19 protein-coding genes are annotated in these 18,619 nt (G+C 55.1%); 9 read left to right on the top strand and 10 right to left on the bottom strand.

The window, feature by feature from the left end; all coding sequences use genetic code 11:
* Positions 1–128 precede the first annotated feature (128 nt).
* On the top strand, positions 129–806 hold the full coding sequence (fetA, locus tag OGY62_RS08460) for an iron efflux ABC transporter ATP-binding subunit FetA (protein ID WP_047458355.1): 678 nt from the start codon (positions 129–131) through the stop codon (positions 804–806).
* On the top strand, positions 793–1,572 hold the full coding sequence (fetB, locus tag OGY62_RS08455; RefSeq protein ID WP_047458353.1) for an iron efflux ABC transporter permease subunit FetB: 780 nt from the start codon (positions 793–795) through the stop codon (positions 1,570–1,572). Before fetA ends, fetB begins: the two co-directional genes overlap by 14 nt.
* Before the next feature lie 72 nt (positions 1,573–1,644).
* Here the strand turns inward: fetB and OGY62_RS08450 are convergent, their stop codons facing one another.
* Genes OGY62_RS08450 through tesA form a run of 3 tightly spaced genes read right to left on the bottom strand, consistent with a single transcriptional unit; the run spans position 1,645 to position 3,982 of the window.
* Entirely contained in the window at positions 1,645–2,499 is an 855-nt protein-coding gene (locus tag OGY62_RS08450) for a co-chaperone YbbN (RefSeq protein ID WP_058668720.1), read from the bottom strand.
* A gap of 60 nt (positions 2,500–2,559) precedes the next feature.
* Positions 2,560–3,330, bottom strand: coding sequence for an SDR family oxidoreductase (locus tag OGY62_RS08445; protein ID WP_286459567.1), 771 nt, complete (start codon positions 3,328–3,330; stop codon positions 2,560–2,562).
* A gap of 28 nt (positions 3,331–3,358) precedes the next feature.
* Positions 3,359–3,982: a multifunctional acyl-CoA thioesterase I/protease I/lysophospholipase L1 gene (gene tesA, locus OGY62_RS08440; protein ID WP_248622836.1), complete on the bottom strand. Its 624-nt coding sequence runs from the start codon at positions 3,980–3,982 to the stop codon at positions 3,359–3,361.
* Here tesA and ybbA point away from each other — a divergent pair.
* The 6 genes from ybbA (at position 3,953) to OGY62_RS08410 (ending at position 11,351) form a co-directional block, all read left to right on the top strand.
* Positions 3,953–4,639 carry a putative ABC transporter ATP-binding protein YbbA gene (ybbA, locus tag OGY62_RS08435; protein ID WP_012133471.1) on the top strand — a complete coding sequence of 229 codons (687 nt, stop codon included), beginning with the start codon at positions 3,953–3,955 and terminating at the stop codon, positions 4,637–4,639. The two genes, tesA and ybbA, sit on opposite strands and share 30 nt — an antisense overlap.
* Positions 4,636–7,050: a putative ABC transporter permease subunit YbbP gene (ybbP, locus tag OGY62_RS08430; RefSeq protein ID WP_114847727.1), complete on the top strand. Its 2,415-nt coding sequence runs from the start codon at positions 4,636–4,638 to the stop codon at positions 7,048–7,050. Before ybbA ends, ybbP begins: the two co-directional genes overlap by 4 nt.
* Before the next feature lie 302 nt (positions 7,051–7,352).
* Positions 7,353–8,495 (top strand): porin, encoded by a 1,143-nt coding sequence (locus OGY62_RS08425; RefSeq protein ID WP_024130578.1) that lies wholly within the window; start codon positions 7,353–7,355, stop codon positions 8,493–8,495.
* 294 nt (positions 8,496–8,789) lie between these two features.
* The gene (locus tag OGY62_RS08420; RefSeq protein ID WP_286459564.1) at positions 8,790–9,620 is read left to right on the top strand and encodes a MetQ/NlpA family ABC transporter substrate-binding protein; all 831 of its coding nucleotides are present in this window, start codon (positions 8,790–8,792) and stop codon (positions 9,618–9,620) included.
* 62 nt (positions 9,621–9,682) lie between these two features.
* Positions 9,683–10,699, top strand: coding sequence for a virulence-associated ABC transporter ATP-binding protein SfbB (gene sfbB / locus OGY62_RS08415; RefSeq protein WP_283315505.1), 1,017 nt, complete (start codon positions 9,683–9,685; stop codon positions 10,697–10,699).
* Positions 10,692–11,351 carry a methionine ABC transporter permease gene (locus OGY62_RS08410; RefSeq protein ID WP_012133464.1) on the top strand — a complete coding sequence of 220 codons (660 nt, stop codon included), beginning with the start codon at positions 10,692–10,694 and terminating at the stop codon, positions 11,349–11,351. The genes sfbB and OGY62_RS08410 overlap by 8 nt, the downstream gene beginning before the upstream one ends.
* A gap of 61 nt (positions 11,352–11,412) precedes the next feature.
* Here the strand turns inward: OGY62_RS08410 and mnmH are convergent, their stop codons facing one another.
* The 5 genes from mnmH to ppiB all read right to left on the bottom strand — a co-directional run bounded on the left by mnmH (position 11,413) and on the right by ppiB (position 15,506).
* Entirely contained in the window at positions 11,413–12,495 is a 1,083-nt protein-coding gene (gene mnmH / locus OGY62_RS08405) for a tRNA 2-selenouridine(34) synthase MnmH (RefSeq protein ID WP_286459562.1), read from the bottom strand.
* Positions 12,496–12,594: 99 nt separating this feature from the next.
* Complete coding sequence (gene purK, locus OGY62_RS08400; protein ID WP_012133462.1) at positions 12,595–13,662, bottom strand: 5-(carboxyamino)imidazole ribonucleotide synthase; 1,068 nt, start codon at positions 13,660–13,662, stop codon at positions 12,595–12,597.
* The gene (purE, locus tag OGY62_RS08395; RefSeq protein WP_049011469.1) at positions 13,659–14,168 is read right to left on the bottom strand and encodes a 5-(carboxyamino)imidazole ribonucleotide mutase; all 510 of its coding nucleotides are present in this window, start codon (positions 14,166–14,168) and stop codon (positions 13,659–13,661) included. Before purE ends, purK begins: the two co-directional genes overlap by 4 nt.
* 118 nt (positions 14,169–14,286) lie before the next feature.
* Complete coding sequence (gene lpxH, locus OGY62_RS08390; protein WP_012133460.1) at positions 14,287–15,009, bottom strand: UDP-2,3-diacylglucosamine diphosphatase; 723 nt, start codon at positions 15,007–15,009, stop codon at positions 14,287–14,289.
* Between the two features lie 2 nt (positions 15,010–15,011).
* Positions 15,012–15,506 carry a peptidylprolyl isomerase B gene (gene ppiB, locus OGY62_RS08385; protein ID WP_003021875.1) on the bottom strand — a complete coding sequence of 165 codons (495 nt, stop codon included), beginning with the start codon at positions 15,504–15,506 and terminating at the stop codon, positions 15,012–15,014.
* Positions 15,507–15,679: 173 nt separating this feature from the next.
* Between ppiB and cysS the strand changes: the two genes are divergently transcribed.
* The gene (gene cysS / locus OGY62_RS08380) at positions 15,680–17,065 is read left to right on the top strand and encodes a cysteine--tRNA ligase (RefSeq protein WP_049011837.1); all 1,386 of its coding nucleotides are present in this window, start codon (positions 15,680–15,682) and stop codon (positions 17,063–17,065) included.
* A 98-nt stretch (positions 17,066–17,163) separates the two neighbouring features.
* Here the strand turns inward: cysS and ybcJ are convergent, their stop codons facing one another.
* Both ybcJ and folD read right to left on the bottom strand, forming a co-directional pair.
* Positions 17,164–17,376 carry a ribosome-associated protein YbcJ gene (gene ybcJ / locus OGY62_RS08375; RefSeq protein ID WP_047458327.1) on the bottom strand — a complete coding sequence of 71 codons (213 nt, stop codon included), beginning with the start codon at positions 17,374–17,376 and terminating at the stop codon, positions 17,164–17,166.
* Position 17,377: 1 nt separating this feature from the next.
* Entirely contained in the window at positions 17,378–18,244 is an 867-nt protein-coding gene (gene folD / locus OGY62_RS08370) for a bifunctional methylenetetrahydrofolate dehydrogenase/methenyltetrahydrofolate cyclohydrolase FolD (RefSeq protein ID WP_286459560.1), read from the bottom strand.
* Positions 18,245–18,619: the final 375 nt, after the last annotated feature.

Raw genomic sequence — 18,619 nt, 5'->3', positions numbered from 1 at the left:
GTCCATGTAAAAAAACGGTCTTTGCGGTCTGTTTAATCAAATTATACCCGATTAATCAAAGTGAGTTCCCCTCTTATAAATTACAGGGATACACTGTTTACTTTAAAGATGTGAAAAATGGATGTGAGATGAAAGAGAGCAGCCCTTTGCTCCAGCTAAGAAAGGTGGGATACCAGGCTGGCGCCACGAAAATTCTCAATAACATCAGTTTCATGCTGAATGCCGGGGAATTTAAACTGATTACCGGCCCATCCGGGTGCGGTAAAAGCACATTGCTAAAGATTGTGGCGTCATTAATCAGCCCGGATACGGGGGATATCCTGTTTGAAGGCGAAGAGATTGCCACGCTTAAGCCCGAAACTTACCGCCAGCAGGTCTCTTATTGCGCCCAGACGCCAGTGCTGTTTGGCGATACGGTGTATGACAACCTGATTTTCCCCTGGCAGATCCGCAACAAAACGCCGGAACCGAAGGCTTTTCTTGCCGATCTGGCGCAGTTTGAGCTACCGGAAACCATTTTACAGAAAAACATTACGGCGCTTTCCGGCGGGGAAAAACAACGTATCTCATTGATCCGTAATTTACAGTTTCTGCCGCAGGTTCTGCTGCTGGATGAGATCACCAGTGCGCTGGATGAGCGTAATAAAGAGAATGTGAATGACATTATTCATCGCTATGTTCGCGATAAAAATATTGCCGTGCTGTGGGTAACACACGATAAAGATGAAATTAATCATGCGGATAATGTGATTACGCTTCAGCCTCATGCCGGAGAAATGCAGGAAGCTACCTATGAACGAGCATAATATAACGAATGAGTCGCTGGCGTTATCGATGATGCTGGTGGTTGTGGCTATTCTGATTAGCCACAAAGAGAAACTGGCGCTGGAAAAAGATATTCTCTGGAGCGTTGCCCGTGCGGTAATCCAGCTTGTTATCGTCGGCTATGTTCTGAAATACATTTTTGGCGTCAATCACGCCATCCTGACATTATTGATGGTGCTGTTTATCTGTTTTAACGCGGCGTATAACGCGCAAAAACGCAGTAAATATATTGATAAAGCGTTTACCTCGTCGTTTATTGCGATTACGACCGGAGCGGGGCTGACGCTGGCGGTACTGGTATTGTCAGGATCTATCGAGTTTACGCCGATGCAGGTGATCCCGATTTCCGGCATGATTGCGGGTAACGCGATGGTGGCGGTAGGGCTGTGCTACAACAATCTGGGCCAGCGATTCAGCAGCGAGCAGCAGCAAATTCAGGAGAAGCTCAGTCTGGGCGCAACGCCGAAAACGGCGTCTGCGGGGCTTATTCGCGACAGTATTCGCGCGTCGCTGATCCCTACCATTGATTCGGCAAAAACGGTTGGGCTGGTGAGCTTACCGGGGATGATGTCCGGGTTGATTTTTGCCGGTATCGATCCGGTAAAAGCGATTAAATATCAGATAATGGTGACTTTTATGCTGCTATCCACAGCAAGCCTGTCGACCATTATCGCCTGCTATTTAACCTACCGGAAATTCTATAATTCGCGCCACCAACTGGTGGTGACGCATTTAAAGAAGATGTGATGCCGGAGGGATCGGTATTTTTAGCGTTTGTAGGCCCGATAAGCGTAGCGCCATCGGGCAAAATGTAGCGGATTAGTACAACAGCGCGTACAGCTGGCGGCGGAATTTCGACGCCAGCGCATCGCCGGTGCCTAACGCGGCGAGGATCTCCTGGAACGTTTTCCGCGCCTGACCGTCTGCGGCGGCGAGATCTTTCTTCAAATGGCTGAACAATAACTCCAGCGCCTCTTCGTTACGCCCGACCTGATGCAGTTGCAGCGCCAGTTGCGCCGCCAGCGCCGCATCTTCTGGATTGTCCGCAACCTGCTGTTGCAGTTGCTGGATTTCCGGGGTGTCGGCCGCCTGTTTCAGTAAATCAATCTGCGCGACCAGCCCCTGATAGCGGGTGTCCTGATCCTGTAACGGAATGGTTTTCAGCACGGCTTCGGCGTCTTCCGTACGGTTGAGGGCAATCTGGGTTTCCGCCAGCAGCAGGCCGATCTCGCCGTTCTGATGAGAGAGCTGCCAGGCGTCTTTCAGCAGCGGCAGCGCTTCAATGTAGTTGCCTTCCTGCATCAGTTGCATCGCCTGCTGCGCTTTCAGCTCTTCTTCACGCGGCAGCACTTTGTCGAGCAGCGCGCGAATCGCTTCTTCCGGCTGCGGCCCCTGGAAGCCGTCGACCGGCTGACCGTTCTGGAACAGATACACGGTAGGAATAGCGCGCAAGCCAAACTGGGAGGCGATCATCTGCTCGGCGTCGCAGTCGAGCTTCGCGAGGATAAACTGGCCGTTGTACTGTGCGGCAAGGCTTTCCAGCACCGGCGTCAGTTGCAGACAATGCTGGCTGCGTTCAGACCAAAAATAGAACAGAACCGGGGTGGTCATCGACTGTTCGAGGGTCTGTTGCAGGTTAGATTCGTTAATATTGACAATATTTTGTACGGACATGGAGTCACTCTCTTTATGTCTGGTTCTCTTTTACATGGGGGCTGACGCGCGCGCTTCAACTCAACCCTGCAAAATTTTGTCCATCGCGCGTCCCGGCAGCACGCGCTTCAGCAGCGTGACTGCCCACGTCACCATCGTAACCGGGTAGCGTAATTTCGGTTTGTCGCTCTCAAAAGCATGGAGGACTTTAGCGACAACGGCTTCCGGCCCGAGTGTAAAACGCGCGGCAATCCCCGGATTTTCTACCGGTTTGTCGCTCTGGGTCTGGCTGACGTTATCGGTAAACCGGGTACGAATCGGGCCGGGTTCGATCAGGCTGACCTTAATCCCCGTGTGGCGCAGCTCCATGCGCAGCGCATCAGACCAGGCTTCCAGCGCATATTTGCTGGCGGCATAGGCGCCGCGCCCTGGCGTGGAGATCAGCCCCATTACGGATGAGGTCATCACAATACGCCCTTCGCCGTACGGCAGCATAGCAGGGAGCAGGCGCATAGTGAGCTGGTGCGCGCCAAAGAAATTGGCGGAAAACTGCTGCTCCATCTGCGCGCGGCTGATAGTGGTAAGCGGGCCATACACGCCGTATCCGGCATTGTTAAAGATCCCATATAAACGATTATCGGTCAGGGCGATCACGTCGTCTGCGGCGCGATCCACGCTTTCCGGCGAGTCGAGGTCGATCAGCACGCCGGTGAATCCCATGCTGTTCATCCGCGTGACGTCATCGGGTTTACGGCAACCTGCCAGAATTTGAAAACCCTGACGTTTCAGTTCAAGAGCGCTTTCCAGACCGATTCCGCTGGAACATCCTGTAATTAAGACCGATTTTTGCATAACTTTACCTGTCAGGATCTCCGTTGATTTACGAGTCGTGGTTAACTAATGGGGTTAGTTGTTGCGCCATCCAGTCGGCAATAAACGGCTGGGCGTCGCGATTAGGATGAATACCGTCGTCCTGCATCCATTGTGGTTTCAGATAAACCTCTTCCATAAAAAAGGGTAGAAGTGGAATATCAAACTCTTTGGCAAGCCGTGGGTAGATGGCGCTAAAGGTTTCATTATAACGGCGACCATAGTTTGCGGGCAGACGAATTTGCATGAGCAACGGCTCGGCGTTTGCGGCCTTCACATCCAGCAGGATTTTACGCAGGGTTTGCTCGGTTTGCTGAGGTTGAAAACCGCGCAGGCCGTCATTGCCGCCAAGCTCGACCAGAACCCAGCGGGGCTGATGCTGCTTCAGCAGCGTAGGCAGACGCGCCAGGCCTTGTTGCGAGGTGTCGCCGCTAATGCTGGCATTGATGACCGGCGTTTTGTCCTGCCATTTGTCGTTAAGCAGCGCAGGCCAGGCCGCGCTGGCGGACATGCGGTATCCGGCGCTCAGGCTGTCACCCAGAATTAATAACGTGTCCGCTGCGGCGGCGCGGAACGTTAACAGGACCAGAAACAGGAAGGGCAAATGCCAGCGGAAAACATTGTTGAAGTTCATCGTCTTAAGAAGTCCGTCGGTCAGGGTGAGCATGAGCTTTCCATCCTTACCGGAGTTGAACTGGTTGTCAAACGCGCCGAGACCATTGCGCTGATCGGCGAGTCGGGATCGGGGAAATCGACGCTGCTGGCGATTCTGGCCGGGCTGGATGATGGCAGCAGCGGCGAGGTGAATCTGGTCGGGCAGTCTCTGCACACGATGGATGAAGAGGCGCGGGCGCAGCTGCGCGCGCAGCATGTCGGCTTTGTTTTCCAGTCTTTTATGTTGATTCCCACGCTGAATGCCCTGGAAAACGTTGAACTGCCCGCCTTGCTGCGGGGGGAGAACAGCGGGAAAAGCCGCGATGGCGCGAAAGCGTTGCTGGAACAGTTAGGTCTGGGAAAACGTCTTGATCATCTTCCGGCTCAGCTTTCCGGCGGCGAGCAGCAGCGTGTGGCGCTGGCGAGAGCGTTCAACGGGCGGCCAGACGTGCTGTTTGCCGATGAACCGACGGGAAACCTTGACCGGCAGACCGGGGATAAAATCGCCGACCTGCTGTTTTCGCTTAATCGCGAACATGGCACCACCCTGATTCTGGTGACGCACGACCCGCAGCTGGCGGCGCGTTGCGACCGACGATTACGCCTGGTGGATGGGCAGTTGCAGGAGGAGGCATGATTGCACGCTGGTTCTGGCGCGAATGGCGCTCACCTTCCTTACTGATTGTCTGGCTGGCGCTGAGTCTGGCGGTGGCCTGCGTGCTGGCGCTGGGTAATATCAGCGATCGTATGGAAAAGGGTTTAAGTCAGCAAAGCCGTGATTTTATGGCCGGAGACCGGGCGCTGCGCAGTTCGCGCGAGGTGCCGCTGGCGTGGATCGATGAGGCGCGCAAACGCGGTCTGAAAGTGGGCGAACAGATGACTTTCGCCACCATGACCTTTGCAGACGATACGCCGCAGCTGGCCAGCGTCAAAGCGGTGGATGACGTTTATCCGATGTACGGTGAGCTGCAAACGAATCCGCCGGGGTTAAAACCGCAGCCGGGTTCCGTGTTGCTGGCGCCAAGACTGATGGCGCTCCTCAACCTGAAAACGGGTGACAGCATCGACGTCGGCGACGCCACGCTGCGTATTGCTGGCGAGGTGGTACAGGAGCCGGACTCTGGGTTTAACCCTTTCCAGATGGCTCCACGCCTGATGATGCACATTGCGGATGTTGAAAAAACGGGCGCAGTACAGCCGGGAAGTCGCGTGACGTGGCGCTATAAGTTTGGCGGTACGCCGCAGCAACTGGACGGCTATGAAAAGTGGCTATTGCCGCAGCTTAAGCCTGAACATCGCTGGTACGGGCTGGAACAAGATGAAGGCGCGCTGGGCAAATCGCTTGAACGCTCGCAGCAGTTCCTGCTGCTGTCGGCGCTGTTAACGTTGCTGTTAGCAGTCGCGGCCGTGGCGGTGGCGATGAGCCACTACTGCCGCAGCCGCTACGATCTGATTGCGATCCTCAAAACGCTGGGGGCGGGCAGGGCGCAGCTGCGCAAACTGATCGTCGGGCAGTGGGGGATGCTGCTGGCTCTTTCCGCCGTGACGGGAGGCGCCATTGGGTTACTGTTCGAGAACGTGCTAATGGTGCTGCTTAAACCGGTGTTACCCGCCGTTCTGCCGCCAGCCAGCCTCTGGCCGTGGCTGTGGGCGCTGGGAACGATGATCATCATTTCTTTGCTGGTTGGACTGCGTCCGTATCGTTTGCTGCTGGCGACGCAGCCGTTGCGTGTGCTGCGGCGTGATGTGGTTGCGCGTGTCTGGCCGCTGAAGATGTATCTTCCGGTGGTCACGGTTGTCGTCGTCGCGCTGCTCGCGGGGTTGATGGGCGGCAGCATGTTGCTGTGGGCGGTGCTGGCCGGCGCGGTGGTGCTGGCGCTACTTTGCGGTGTGCTGGGCTGGATGCTGTTGAACGTGCTGCGCGGTATGACGTTGACATCGCTGCCTCTGCGCCTGGCCGTAAGCCGACTGCTGCGCCAGCCGTGGTCCACGTTAAGCCAGCTCTCGGCTTTTTCGCTCTCCTTTATGCTGCTGGCGCTTCTGCTGGTGCTGCGCGGCGATCTGCTGGATCGCTGGCAACAACAACTGCCGCCGGAAAGTCCGAACTATTTCCTCATCAATATCGCTTCTGAACAGGTGGTGCCGCTGAAAGCCTTCCTGTCTGAGCATCAGGTGATCCCGGAGGCATTCTTCCCGATCGTGCGGGCGCGACTGACGGAGATTAATGGTCTGCCGACCGAAGGAAATCAGGACGAAGCGCTTAACCGTGAGCTGAATCTGACGTGGCAGGATACGCGCCCGGATCATAACCCGATTACCGCCGGAAGCTGGCCGCCAAAAGCGGGAGAGGTCTCGATAGAGGAAGGGCTGGCGAAGCGGCTGAATATACAACTCGGCGATCGCGTGACCTTTATGGGCGATACCCAGGACTTTAGCGCGACGGTCAGCAGCCTGCGCAAAGTAGACTGGGAAAGTCTGCGGCCTAACTTCTTCTTTATCTTCCCCTCCGGCGCGCTGGACGGGCAGCCGCAGAGCTGGCTTACCAGCTTCCGTTGGGAAAATGGCAACGGCATGCTGACGCAGCTTAATCGCGAGTTTCCGACCATCAGCCTGCTGGATATCGGCGCGATCCTGAAACAGGTCGGTCAGGTGCTGGAGCAGGTCAGCCGGGCGCTGGAGGTGATGGTGGTGCTGGTCACGGCTTGCGGCATGCTGTTGTTACTGGCGCAGGTTCAGGTCGGAATGCGTCAACGTCATCAGGAACTGGTGGTCTGGCGCACTTTAGGCGCGGGCAAAAAACTGCTGCGCACCACGCTCTGGTGTGAATTTGCCATGCTGGGTATGGTCTCCGGGCTGGTGGCGGCGATCGGCGCGGAAACTGCGCTGGCGGTGCTGCAAAGCCAGGTGTTCGATTTTCCGTGGGAACCGGACTGGCGCGTGTGGATTATTTTGCCCGTCTGCGGCGCATTATTACTTTCATTATGCGGCGGATGGCTCGGCGCGCGTTTGTTAAAAGGCAAAGCGTTATTTCGCCAATTTAATAATTAATTTATAGATGTGATGATCACACACCGGTTTTTATACCGGTGTGTAGTTTTAATAATATAATTTATATACGTGATGATTACGCATCGGTGTTTATACTGGTGTGTACTCCCTATGTGGCACGAATTGTTAACCCCTCGATTTTTAGTAGCACAAAACATTAAAAACCCGCCAACACGACAGGATTAATACCAGTTAATATTTAATTGCTAAATAGTTAGCGGGCTATGCCTGTTGTTTTTTACGTTGCCGGTATTTTGCCGGCAGTGCGAATAATGGCGGGTAAATCTATCAAGGAAAATATAATGACAATAAAAAAAACAGCGCTGGCGGCATCGATCGGCGCGGCAGTGGCATTAACGTCTTTCGCATCTCAGGCGGAAATCACTGTTCTGAAACAAGATCCACAGGCGGGTAATCCGCTGAGCCGTCTTAACTTCACCGTTGGCGGCAGTATTCGTCCTCAGTTCCAGAATATGGCTGGCGATGACGGTAAAAATGGTTACAAACGTAATGGCTTCGATGGCGGCACCCGTTTCCGTTTTGCGGCTGATTACTATCTGTTTGATGACATTAGCTGGGTCAGCTACTACGAGCTGGGCGTTAACTTCCCGGCGATGTTCAACTGGGATAACCACTACGCAGACGGCGCGAACGACACCACTCGCCGTATGCTGTACACCGGTCTGAAAAGCGATACCTGGGGTACGCTGACTTTCGGTCAACAGAACAGCGTTTATTATGATGTGGTTGGCGTGAAAACCGATATCTGGGACTATGACATGATTGGTCAGGCGCCAGGCAACGGTATCAACGGTGACTACGACGGTTCTTACCGTACCCGTAAATCCCTGAAGTATAAGAAAACAGTCGGCGACGTCGATCTCTACGCGTCTTATCTGTTCAGCGATGATTACAACCCGAACAACGGCCTGCGCTACAAGCGTAAAGGCGGCGGTTCTCTGGGTGCGGATTACCACATCACGGACGATCTGACCTGGGGTACGGCGTGGAACTATACGCGTGCGGAAATGCGCCCAGGTAACGGCGGCGACGGTAAAGACTACGATCAAAATATCGTTGGTACTGCGCTTAGCTGGACGCCGGATAACTGGACCTTCGCGCTGGGCGGCGGCTGGTATCAGAACTTCATGACCACCAAACGCGTAGACGCGCATGACTACTTTGCGGGCGACGCATGGGGTATTGAATACTTTGCCGGTTATAAATTCCCGATCAACCAGTATGCGGTGAAATCTATTCAGCCGTACTTTATGGGTGACCGTATTGAATATGTGAACGGCCGTAACTACCAGCGTATTGATAATGGCGTCGGTATTAGCTTCCAGCTGGATTATGGTTTCCGCGTGGATTACGAACACGTATTCACCTCCAGCACCGACGATCTGGGCGATATGAACCTGGTTCGTCTGCGTTACGACTTCTAATCATTGACGCCTGCCAAACCGAATGCCCGATGGCGCTTGCGCTAATCGGGCCTACGAGTGCAGCGCAATAATAGAGCGTCCAGGCCGGATAAGGCATTTATGCTGCTATCCGGCTTTTTCATTTCTGCCCATCCCCTTTCAACGACATACTCTGCAACATCATGAAATAATTTCAAGGACAACAGGTTGTGAACTGTGTCATGTTAACAAATAGCCTTGTATTCAGGCCCAAATGAACAACGTCGCATCGCACGGCGTACTGCACTGCATCACAACATTTAAAAGGGAGAAGTTATGGGACTGCGTCAGAGTTTACGCGTTGCCGCCGGGGCGCTTTTGCTGGCCTGCGGCCTGCAATTTGCTCATGCTAATAGCGATCCACAGACTATTGTATTCGGCGTCGCGCCGGGGCCGTATGGCGATATGGTCAAACAGGCCATCGCGCCAACGCTGAAAGAGAAAGGCTACAAGGTCGTGGTGCGCGAATTTAGCGACTATGTTCAGCCAAACATGGCGTTATCCAACGGCAGCATTGACGCTAACCTGTTCCAGCACACGCTCTATTTTGAAAAATTCACCGCCGATAAAGGGCTGAAACTGACGAAGCTGATCGTCGTGCCGACGGCCGGAATGGGGTTCTATTCCCGTAAAATCAACAGCCTGGACGAGCTGAAGAAAGGGGACATTATTACCCTGTCGAATGACCCGACCAATCTGGCGCGCGGTCTGCGTTTCCTGCAATCAATCGGTCTTATCACCATTAAAGACAATATCGACCCGACGAAAGCCTCCGAGCGTGATATCGCCAGCAACCCGAAAGGGCTGGTGTTTAAACCGCTGGAAGCGGCACAGCTGCCGCGCACGCTGGATGGCGTGACCGGCGCGCTGGTTAACGGTAATTTCGCCGTTGCGGCGGGGCTGGATCTTTCCAGCGCGCTAAAACAAGAGCAACTGGATGAAAACCTGAAAAATATCATTGCCGTACGCAGTGAAGATGCCGACAAGCCGTTCGCGAAAGATATTGTCGATGCGGTGAGATCTCCGGCCTACCGTGCAGTTATTGACGATCCGAAGAATATTTACAGCGCCTTCCAGAAACCGGAATGGATGACCGCAGACAAATAATCGCTGCGCAAGGGAATTAACGGGGCAGCGGCGACTGCCCTTTTCGCATTTCTGAGGTGAGCATGATTGAGATTGAAAAGGTCTGCGTGGATTTTACGGCAGGCCGTGGCGCATCGACCCGCGCGGTGGATGACGTTAGCCTGCGGATAGCGGCGGGCGAAATTTTTGGTATTGTCGGCACCAGCGGCGCGGGAAAAAGTACGCTGCTGCGTACCCTTAATGCCTTAACGCGCCCGAGTCAGGGAAGCGTGAAAGTGAACGGTGTGGCGATCTCTGCGCTGGAAGGGGCGAGTCTGCGTAAAGCCCGCCAGCGTATTGGGATGATTTTCCAGCACTTTAATCTGATGCATACCCGCACGGTGGCGCAAAACGTCGCTTTCAGCCTGAAATCCGCCGGATGGGAGCGCAGCAGGATCGCCCCGCGCGTCGCCGAAATTCTGGCGCTGGTCGGGCTGGCGGATAAGGCGAACCGCTTTCCGGTACAGCTTAGCGGCGGTCAAAAGCAGCGAGTGGGGATTGCCCGCGCGATCGCCAACCATCCAGATGTACTGCTCTGCGACGAGCCGACTTCCGCGCTGGATCTGGAAACGTCAGCGACCATTCTGGCGCTGCTCAAACAGATTAACGAACAACTGGGGATCACGATCGTGCTGATCACCCATGAGATGAATGTGATCAAGTCCATCTGCGATCGCGTGGCGGTGATGTCCGGCGGCAAAGTGGTGGAGTCGGGCGACGTGTTTGATGTTTTCGCTCATCCGCAGCACGCCTTCACACAGCAACTGGTGTCGCACACCCTCAATCTGACGCTACCGGAACGTCTGCGCCAGCATCTGCCCGGTCAGTTACTGAAAATTCTGTTTATCGGTGATTCGGCGGAGCAGCCGGTGTTGTCTGATGTGGCGGTGAAGTTCGGCGTAGCGGTGAACATTCTGCACGGCAAAATTGAATATATCGGCGAACGCGCGCTGGGGATTTTAGTGGTGCAACTGACTGCGCCGCACAACCCGTCAGCGGTGGATGCCGCGGTAGCGCATATTCGGCAACGTACTGCGCAGGTGGAGGTGATTCGTGGATGATTTACTGCCGGATTTAACGCTGGCGTTCAATGAAACCTTTCAAATGCTGAGCATTTCAACGGTGCTGGCGGTTGTCGGCGGGCTGCCGCTCGGCTTCCTTATCTTTGTCACCGACCGGAATCTGTTCTGGCAGAATCGCTTCGTGTATCTGGTGAGTTCGGTTCTGGTGAACATTATCCGCTCGGTGCCGTTCGTGATTTTGCTGGTGCTGCTGTTGCCGCTCACGCAATTTTTGCTCGGCAATACCATCGGGCCGATTGCCGCCTCCGTCCCTCTCTCTGTTGCGGCGATAGCGTTCTATGCGCGTCTGGTTGATAGCGCGCTGCGTGAGGTTGATAAAGGGATTATCGAAGCGGCAGAAGCGTTCGGCGCCAGTCCTATGCGCATTATCTGCACCGTACTGCTGCCAGAGGCCAGCGCCGGTCTGCTACGCGGGCTGACCATCACGCTGGTGAGCCTGATTGGCTATTCCGCGATGGCCGGGATTGTCGGCGGCGGCGGGGTCGGCGACCTGGCGATTCGCTACGGTTATTACCGCTACGAAACCCAGGTGATGATTGTCACCGTGGTCGCGTTGATTATTCTGGTGCAGGTTGTACAGATGCTCGGCGACTGGCTGGCGAAACGCGCCGATAAACGCGACAGACATTAGGGCATAGTATTTGTAGGCCGGATAAGGCGTTAGCCGCCATCCGGCAGAATGCCAGCAATCGCTAGCTTTGAAGCCACTGCGCAACGTCCTGCCATATGCCGCGAAAGACGATTTTCGCGGCTTTCTTTTCCAGTTGATAGCGATACATTGGATCGTAGTATTCGTTGAGGAGCGGCACCAGCCAGGCCAGATGCCCGTCGGTACTGCCGCTGGCCTGCTGCATGGCCAGCGCAGCGTCTAGTTTTACCGTCAGCTCTTTAAAATGCTGCAAACCAAGGCGGCGCTGAATAGCGGAAAGCCCATGATGCAGATAGTCGCTGTACGCCTGCCAGCCGTCTTCTTCCCCGCAGGCATGGGTGAAATCGCGATGCATGCGGATAAAATACTCTTCGCGCAGCCGTTCCAGACGCAGCTCGAACGGATCGTCCACAACCGCAATGGGTGCCTGCGCCATGCGTTCGCGCAGACATTCGGGCAGATGATTTGCGCCAATCATCCGGCCTTCGTCTTCCAGCACCCACATCTGCAACTCCTGACGGGCGTCGGTTTTCAACATCTCCACGGCGAGCTGGTTTTCAAAACTGGCCTGACTCAGCTGCGGCTTCAGCGTGTGGCCGAATGACGAACCGCGATGATGCGCCAGCCCTTCCAGATCCACGCCGTTCGGCTGCTGTCGAACCAGCTGTGTTTTTCCACTGCCGGTACAGCCGCCAATTAAGATCATGGGTTTTTGTACCAGCGTGTCGGTGATGTACATGGCCGCCTGGCGGAGCGCTTTGTAGCCGCCCTGGATCAGCGGATAATCCACGCCGGACTCATGTAGCCATTGTTGTACGATATGCGAACGCTGACCGCCGCGCGCGCAGCAGAGATAACCCCGGGGATGTTGAATACAGGCTTTTCGCCAGGCCTCCAGCCGCCGTTGACGCTCGTCGCCGGCAACGAGTTTATAGCCCAACGCCAGTGCCGCTTCCGGCCCCTGGCGTTTGTAACAGGTGCCGACTGCCACGCGTTCTTCATCATTCATTAAGGGCAGGTTAATCGCGGCGGGCATGGCGCCCTGCGTAAATTCTATCGGCGCGCGAACGTCGATTAAAGGCGTATCGGCCGCCAGAATGGCGCGATAGTCCGTCCCATCGTTCATTGTGGAATCCTGAAAAAAAACAAACGGCAATGATGGGGATTTTACGCGCTGAAAGAGGAGCCGGAAAAGGATAAGATTCCTTTCCCGGCATTTTATGTATTACTTAAGCTTACTTTGCGCCCAGATGATGCCGCTGGCGTATTCCGGCGGCAGCAAGGGAACTAAGGCTTCCAGCGTTGCGCTTAAGCGATCGGTATCGCTGTCGGTCAGGTTCAGGTGGCCCACTTTACGCCCCTCGCGAACCTCTTTGTCGTACCAGTGCAGATGCACCAGCGGCAGTTTCAGCCAGTCGTAATTCAGAGCGCTGCCAATCAGGTTCACCATCACGGACGGGCTGTCCACGACCGGTGACGGTAACGGCAGGCCGGTAATCGCGCGCAGATGCAGCTCAAACTGGCTGATGCTGGCGCCGTTTTGCGTCCAGTGCCCGCTGTTGTGTACCCGCGGCGCCAGTTCGTTGATGAGCAACCCTTCCGGCGTGATAAAACACTCCATCGCCATGACGCCGACATAACCCAGTTCATGCATGATGGCGGAGAGCATGGCTTCCGCCTGTTCCTGCTGTTTTGCGTTGGCCTGTGGAAACGCTACGCTGGTGCGCAGAATCCCATCCTGGTGCAGGTTGTGCGTCAGCGGGTAGAACACGGTGCTGCCGTCATGGGCGCGTGCGCCGACTAACGACACTTCGCCAGAGAAGTTAATGCCCTGCTCAACAATGCACTCGCCGTAACCGTCGTCCGGGAACTGAGCTGTTTCATCCGCGCGTAAACGCCACTGCCCACGGCCGTCGTAACCGCCGACGCGCCGTTTGACGATAGCCAGTTCGCCCAGACGCGCAAATACGGCGGGCCACTCGTCCCGGCTTGCCAGCAACTGCCAGGGTGCCGTCGCCAGCGAGAGTTTGTCAAAAAGCTGCTTTTGCGTCAGGCGGTCGGCAATAATCGGGAAAACGTCGCGGTTGACGAAAGCCGGGTGGCGCGCCAGTTCGCGGGTCAGCGCGGTTTCCGGCCAGCGTTCGATTTCCGCTGTGATCACGCTTTGTTGAACCGGGACGGCGGTAGGTTCCGCGTCCAGCCCGACAGGCCAGACGGTGATGCCCAACGGTTCGCCCGCCTGACGCAGCATCCGTCCTAGCTGGCCGTTACCCAGTACGCAGACCTGCTTCATGCCGCACCTCGTGGGTCGGGATTCTCAAGCACCTCATCGGTCTGGGCTTTACGCCAGTCCGCCAGACGTTGGCGCAGGTCTTTATCGTGTGTCGCCAGAATTTGCGCTGCCAGCAGCGCCGCGTTTGCCGCGCCCGCTTTGCCGATCGCCAGCGTGCCGACCGGAATGCCGCGTGGCATCTGGACGATAGAGTAGAGGCTGTCCACGCCGCTCAGCGCAGCGCTTTGCACCGGCACGCCCAGTACCGGCACCAGCGTTTTTGCCGCAATCATTCCCGGCAGATGCGCCGCGCCGCCAGCACCGGCAATAATCACCTGATAACCCTTCTCTTCGGCGCTTTCGGCGAAACTGAACAGCTTATCGGGGGTGCGGTGTGCGGAAACCACTTCAACGTGGTGTGGAACGTTCAGGATATCGAAGATTTCGGCGGCAAACTGCATGGTAGCCCAGTCGCTTTTGGACCCCATCACGATGGCGACACGCGCCGGATTATTGCGGGAAGACATGCGTCTTAAAACTCCTGTGGTGCACAACTCTCGGCTTTTGAGGGCACAGAGAATAGCACGGAAATACGCCAAGGAAAACGGTTGCGTACCTTATGACGTCGTCAATTCACGGGCGAGGTTAAAACGGGAAATGGAGAAGCTCAACGTCATCCGGCGTGACTTTTACCATCGACCCTTCGCTATGCCAGGCGCCTAAAACAACGCGGAACGCGGGTTTGCCGTTAGCGCTCAGTTCGTGAACGTCCGGGCGATGAGTATGACCATGAATCAGCCATTGCACATGGTGTTTTTCCATTTCGACCACCACGGCCTGTGGATTAACGTCCATGATCTCCAGTGACTTGCTGCTGTTGGCGGCTTTGCTGCCTGCGCGCATTCTGGCGGCAATACGATTGCGGATAAACAGCGGCAGGGCGAGGAACAGCGTCTGTAGCCAGGGTTTGTGAACTTTGGCGCGAAACGCCTGGTAACCGGCATCGTCGGTGCAGAGCGTGTCGCCGTGCATAATCAATACGCGACGGCCATAGAGGTCGAGCACCTTTTCCTGCGGCAATAGCGTCATTCCGCTTTCACGGGCAAAGCGTTTGCCGATCAAAAAATCACGGTTGCCGTGAATAAAGAAGCAGGGAACGCCGGAATCTACAACGGCTTTAATGGCTGCGGCCATTTCTCGGTGCAACGGGTTGGGATCGTCGTCGCCTATCCAGGCTTCGAAAAGGTCGCCAAGAATGTACAGCGCATCGGCCTGGCGCGCGTCACCGGCTAAAAAACGCAGAAAACCGGCGGTGATCGCCGGTTCTTCCGTGCAGAGGTGAAGATCTGCAATAAACAGTGTCGCCACGATTACTCGCTGACGGTCACGTTTTCGATGATAACGTCTTCTTTCGGCACGTCCTGATGCATACCGCTGCGGCCTGTTGATACGCCTTTGATTTTATCAACCACGTCCATGCCTTCCACGACTTCAGCGAATACGCAGTAGCCCCAACCCTGCATGCTTTCGCCAGAGAAGTTCAGGAAGTCGTTGTCGGCCACGTTGATAAAGAACTGCGCCGTTGCGGAGTGTGGAGCCTGAGTACGCGCCATTGCCAGCGTGCCACGGGTGTTTTTCAGACCGTTGTTGGCTTCGTTTTTGATCGCTTCTTTGGTCGCTTTCTGCTTCATGCCAGGTTCAAAACCGCCGCCCTGAATCATGAAACCGTTAATAACACGGTGGAAAATGGTGTTGTTGTAAAAACCTTCGCGGCAGTAGTCCAGGAAGTTTTTAACTGTTTCAGGCGCTTTGTCATCAAACGTTTTGATTACGATATCGCCGTGATTAGTGTGGAAAGTAACCATTTTTGCATCCTGTTCCGATATAGTGGTGCTTCGACCCTGGTAAGGGTCACATATAGGGGGGTGTTATAGCATAACCGCACGCTGCGATCACCTCGCAAAGTGTGCTGCTTCGATTACGAATAATATGTATCATACGGATATTATTACCCACACACGTCTATACGGAATCTTCGATGTTAAAAATCTTTAATACACTGACGCGCCAAAAAGAGGAATTCAAACCTATTCATGCCGGGGAAGTCGGCATGTACGTGTGTGGTATTACCGTTTACGACCTCTGTCATATCGGTCACGGGCGTACGTTTGTCGCCTTCGACGTCGTCGCGCGCTATTTGCGTTTCCTCGGTTATACGCTGAAGTACGTGCGTAACATTACCGATATCGACGATAAGATCATTAAACGGGCGAACGAAAACGGTGAAAGCTTTGTCGCGCTGGTCGATCGTATGATTGCGGAGATGCACAAAGATTTTGATGCGCTGAATATTCTGCGCCCGGATCTGGAGCCGCGTGCAACGCACCATATCGCCGAAATTATTGAGATCACCGAACAGCTGATCGCCAAAGGTCACGCTTATGTGGCGGACAATGGCGACGTGATGTTCGACGTGCCGACCGACCCGAACTACGGTCAGCTGTCGCGCCAGGATCTGGAACAGCTACAGGCGGGCGCTCGCGTTGACGTCGTTGACGTAAAACACAACCCGATGGATTTCGTGCTGTGGAAGATGTCCAAAGAGGGCGAGCCGAGCTGGCCGTCGCCGTGGGGCGCGGGTCGTCCAGGCTGGCACATTGAATGTTCCGCCATGAACTGCAAACAGCTGGGCAACCATTTTGATATTCATGGCGGCGGTTCCGACCTGATGTTCCCGCACCATGAGAACGAAATCGCCCAGTCTACCTGTGCGCACGACGGCGAGTATGTGAATTACTGGATGCACTCCGGCATGGTGATGGTGGATCGTGAGAAGATGTCGAAATCGCTGGGCAACTTCTTTACCGTGCGCGATGTGCTGAAATATTACGACGCGGAAACCGTTCGCTACTTCCTGATGTCCGGCCACTATCGTAGCCAGCTCAACTACAGCGAAGAGAACCTCAAGCAGGCGCGCTCCGCCCTGGAACGTCTGTACACCGCGCTGCGCGGAACGGACAAAACCGTTGCGCCTGCGGGCGGCGAAGCGTTTGAAGCGCGTTTTGTGGAGGCGATGAACGACGATTTCAACACGCCGGAAGCCTACTCTGTGCTGTTTGATATGGCGCGTGAGGTGAACCGTCTGAAGAGTGAGGATATGGCTGCCGCGAATGCGATGGCGTCACATCTGCGTAAAATTTCCGGCGTGCTGGGGCTGCTGGAGCAGGAGCCGGAAGCGTTCCTGCAAAGCGGAGCGCAGGCGGATGATGGCGAAGTGGCTGAAATTGAAGCGTTAATTCAACAGCGTCTGGATGCGCGTAAAGCCAAAGACTGGGCGGCGGCGGATGCGGCGCGTGACCGTCTGAATGAGATGGGCATCGTGCTGGAAGATGGTCCGCAAGGGACAACCTGGCGCCGTAAATAACGTCATTGCCGAATGGCGGCTAACGCCTTATCCGGCCTACACTGGCATAACCAGTAGGCCGGATAAGACGCGATAGCGTCGCCATCCGGCACTCTGAATCAGGCGACGACGTTAACGCTTTGCCCTGCGAAGCTGACGGTTTGCCCGGCAACAATTTTGCAGCGTTTGCGGGTTTCAACCGCGCCATCAACCTTCACTAAACCTTCTGCAATGGCAATTTTCGCCTGGGCACCGCTTTCGCTCCAGCCTTCCAGTTTGAGCAGGTCGCACAACTCAACGTGCGGGTGCTTGCCTAAAGAGAATGTTGCCATGTTATTTACCTTGTGGATCGTGATATTCAACGCACGCCTGTAGCGTGTTTTCGATAAGTGTTGCGACCGTCATCGGACCGACGCCGCCCGGCACCGGGGTGATATAGGATGCGCGCGCGGCAGCGTCTTCAAAGACCACATCGCCGACCACTTTACCATTTTCCAGTCGGTTGATTCCGACATCAATCACGATAGCGCCTTCTTTAATCCACTCACCGGGAATGAATCCGGGTTTGCCGACGGCGACAATCAGCAGATCGGCGTATTCAACATGGCGACGCAGATCTTTGGTGAAACGGTGAGTCACGGTCGTTGTGCAGCCTGCCAGCAGCAGTTCCATGCTCATCGGGCGACCGACGATATTCGAGGCGCCGATGACGACGGCATTCAGTCCGAAGGTATCGATGTTGTAACGCTCCAGCAGCGTGACGATGCCGCGCGGCGTACAGGGGCGCAGACGCGGCGCGCGCTGGCACAGACGGCCTACGTTGTAGGGATGGAAACCATCTACGTCTTTGTCCGGCGCAATGCGTTCCAGCACTTTGACGTTATCGATGCCCGCCGGTAACGGCAACTGCACCAGAATACCGTCGATAGTGTTGTCGGCGTTAAGCGTATCAATCAGCTTCAGCAGTTCTGCTTCGCTGGTGGTTTCGGGCAGGTCATAGGAGCGGGAGACGAATCCCACCTCTTCACAGGCTTTGCGCTTACTCGCCACATAAATCTGCGAAGCCGGGTTGCTGCCTACCAATACAACGGCCAACCCTGGGGCGCGAAGTCCGGCCGCGACACGCGCCTGAACTTTTTGAGCAACCTCAGAGCGCACCTGCTGCGCAATCGTTTTACCGTCAATAATCTTTGCTGCCATCAGAGAGAGGATTCCGTCTGTTACATTAAGTCGAAGGGGATGTGGCTATTTTGTCAGAAGCGGGGCGCGCTGTCAGTTATCGTTTGCGTCTTTACGTGTGATCGGTGCAGTGACCACTGCGATACGGGCTACGGAGAGGGGTAAAATCCTGTGGGTGATTAATGAGCAACCTAATCAAAATTAACCTAAAAGAAACAATTCATCACCCTGCTAAAATTAGGGGGAATGCCGCGAAAAACGTGGCGTTAAGTGTGATATTGAACACTTTTATATAAAAAAGGCTTAGACCTGTCCTATATCCCAATAAGAATTTACCTGGGCTAATTAAAGAGATTGAAGGTATTTTTCACTTATTGAAATGTTTAATTTATCCCT

This window comes from Citrobacter sp. CK198, from assembly GCF_030333295.1.
In the GTDB taxonomy this organism is placed as follows: Bacteria; Pseudomonadota; Gammaproteobacteria; order Enterobacterales; family Enterobacteriaceae; genus Citrobacter_B; species Citrobacter_B koseri.
The sequence above is the reverse complement of the archived record's forward strand: the minus strand, read 5'-3'. Positions and strand labels throughout refer to the sequence as shown.

Excerpts from the sequence above, each read along its gene's own strand:
- fetA (WP_047458355.1), top strand. The coding sequence starts at position 129 with ATGAAAGAGAGCAGCCCTTTGCTCCAGCTAAGAAAGGTGGGATACCAG.
- sfbB (WP_283315505.1), top strand. The coding sequence starts at position 9,683 with ATGATTGAGATTGAAAAGGTCTGCGTGGATTTTACGGCAGGCCGTGGC.
- ybcJ (WP_047458327.1), bottom strand. The coding sequence starts at position 17,376 with ATGGCAACATTCTCTTTAGGCAAGCACCCGCACGTTGAGTTGTGCGAC.
- ppiB (WP_003021875.1), bottom strand. The coding sequence starts at position 15,506 with ATGGTTACTTTCCACACTAATCACGGCGATATCGTAATCAAAACGTTT.
- OGY62_RS08450 (WP_058668720.1), bottom strand. The coding sequence starts at position 2,499 with ATGTCCGTACAAAATATTGTCAATATTAACGAATCTAACCTGCAACAG.
- ybbA (WP_012133471.1), top strand. The coding sequence starts at position 3,953 with ATGCCAGCGGAAAACATTGTTGAAGTTCATCGTCTTAAGAAGTCCGTC.
- fetB (WP_047458353.1), top strand. The coding sequence starts at position 793 with ATGAACGAGCATAATATAACGAATGAGTCGCTGGCGTTATCGATGATG.
- purE (WP_049011469.1), bottom strand. The coding sequence starts at position 14,168 with ATGTCTTCCCGCAATAATCCGGCGCGTGTCGCCATCGTGATGGGGTCC.
- OGY62_RS08445 (WP_286459567.1), bottom strand. The coding sequence starts at position 3,330 with ATGCAAAAATCGGTCTTAATTACAGGATGTTCCAGCGGAATCGGTCTG.
- mnmH (WP_286459562.1), bottom strand. The coding sequence starts at position 12,495 with ATGAACGATGGGACGGACTATCGCGCCATTCTGGCGGCCGATACGCCT.
- OGY62_RS08425 (WP_024130578.1), top strand. The coding sequence starts at position 7,353 with ATGACAATAAAAAAAACAGCGCTGGCGGCATCGATCGGCGCGGCAGTG.
- ybbP (WP_114847727.1), top strand. The coding sequence starts at position 4,636 with ATGATTGCACGCTGGTTCTGGCGCGAATGGCGCTCACCTTCCTTACTG.
- OGY62_RS08420 (WP_286459564.1), top strand. The coding sequence starts at position 8,790 with ATGGGACTGCGTCAGAGTTTACGCGTTGCCGCCGGGGCGCTTTTGCTG.
- tesA (WP_248622836.1), bottom strand. The coding sequence starts at position 3,982 with ATGAACTTCAACAATGTTTTCCGCTGGCATTTGCCCTTCCTGTTTCTG.
- purK (WP_012133462.1), bottom strand. The coding sequence starts at position 13,662 with ATGAAGCAGGTCTGCGTACTGGGTAACGGCCAGCTAGGACGGATGCTG.
- cysS (WP_049011837.1), top strand. The coding sequence starts at position 15,680 with ATGTTAAAAATCTTTAATACACTGACGCGCCAAAAAGAGGAATTCAAA.
- folD (WP_286459560.1), bottom strand. The coding sequence starts at position 18,244 with ATGGCAGCAAAGATTATTGACGGTAAAACGATTGCGCAGCAGGTGCGC.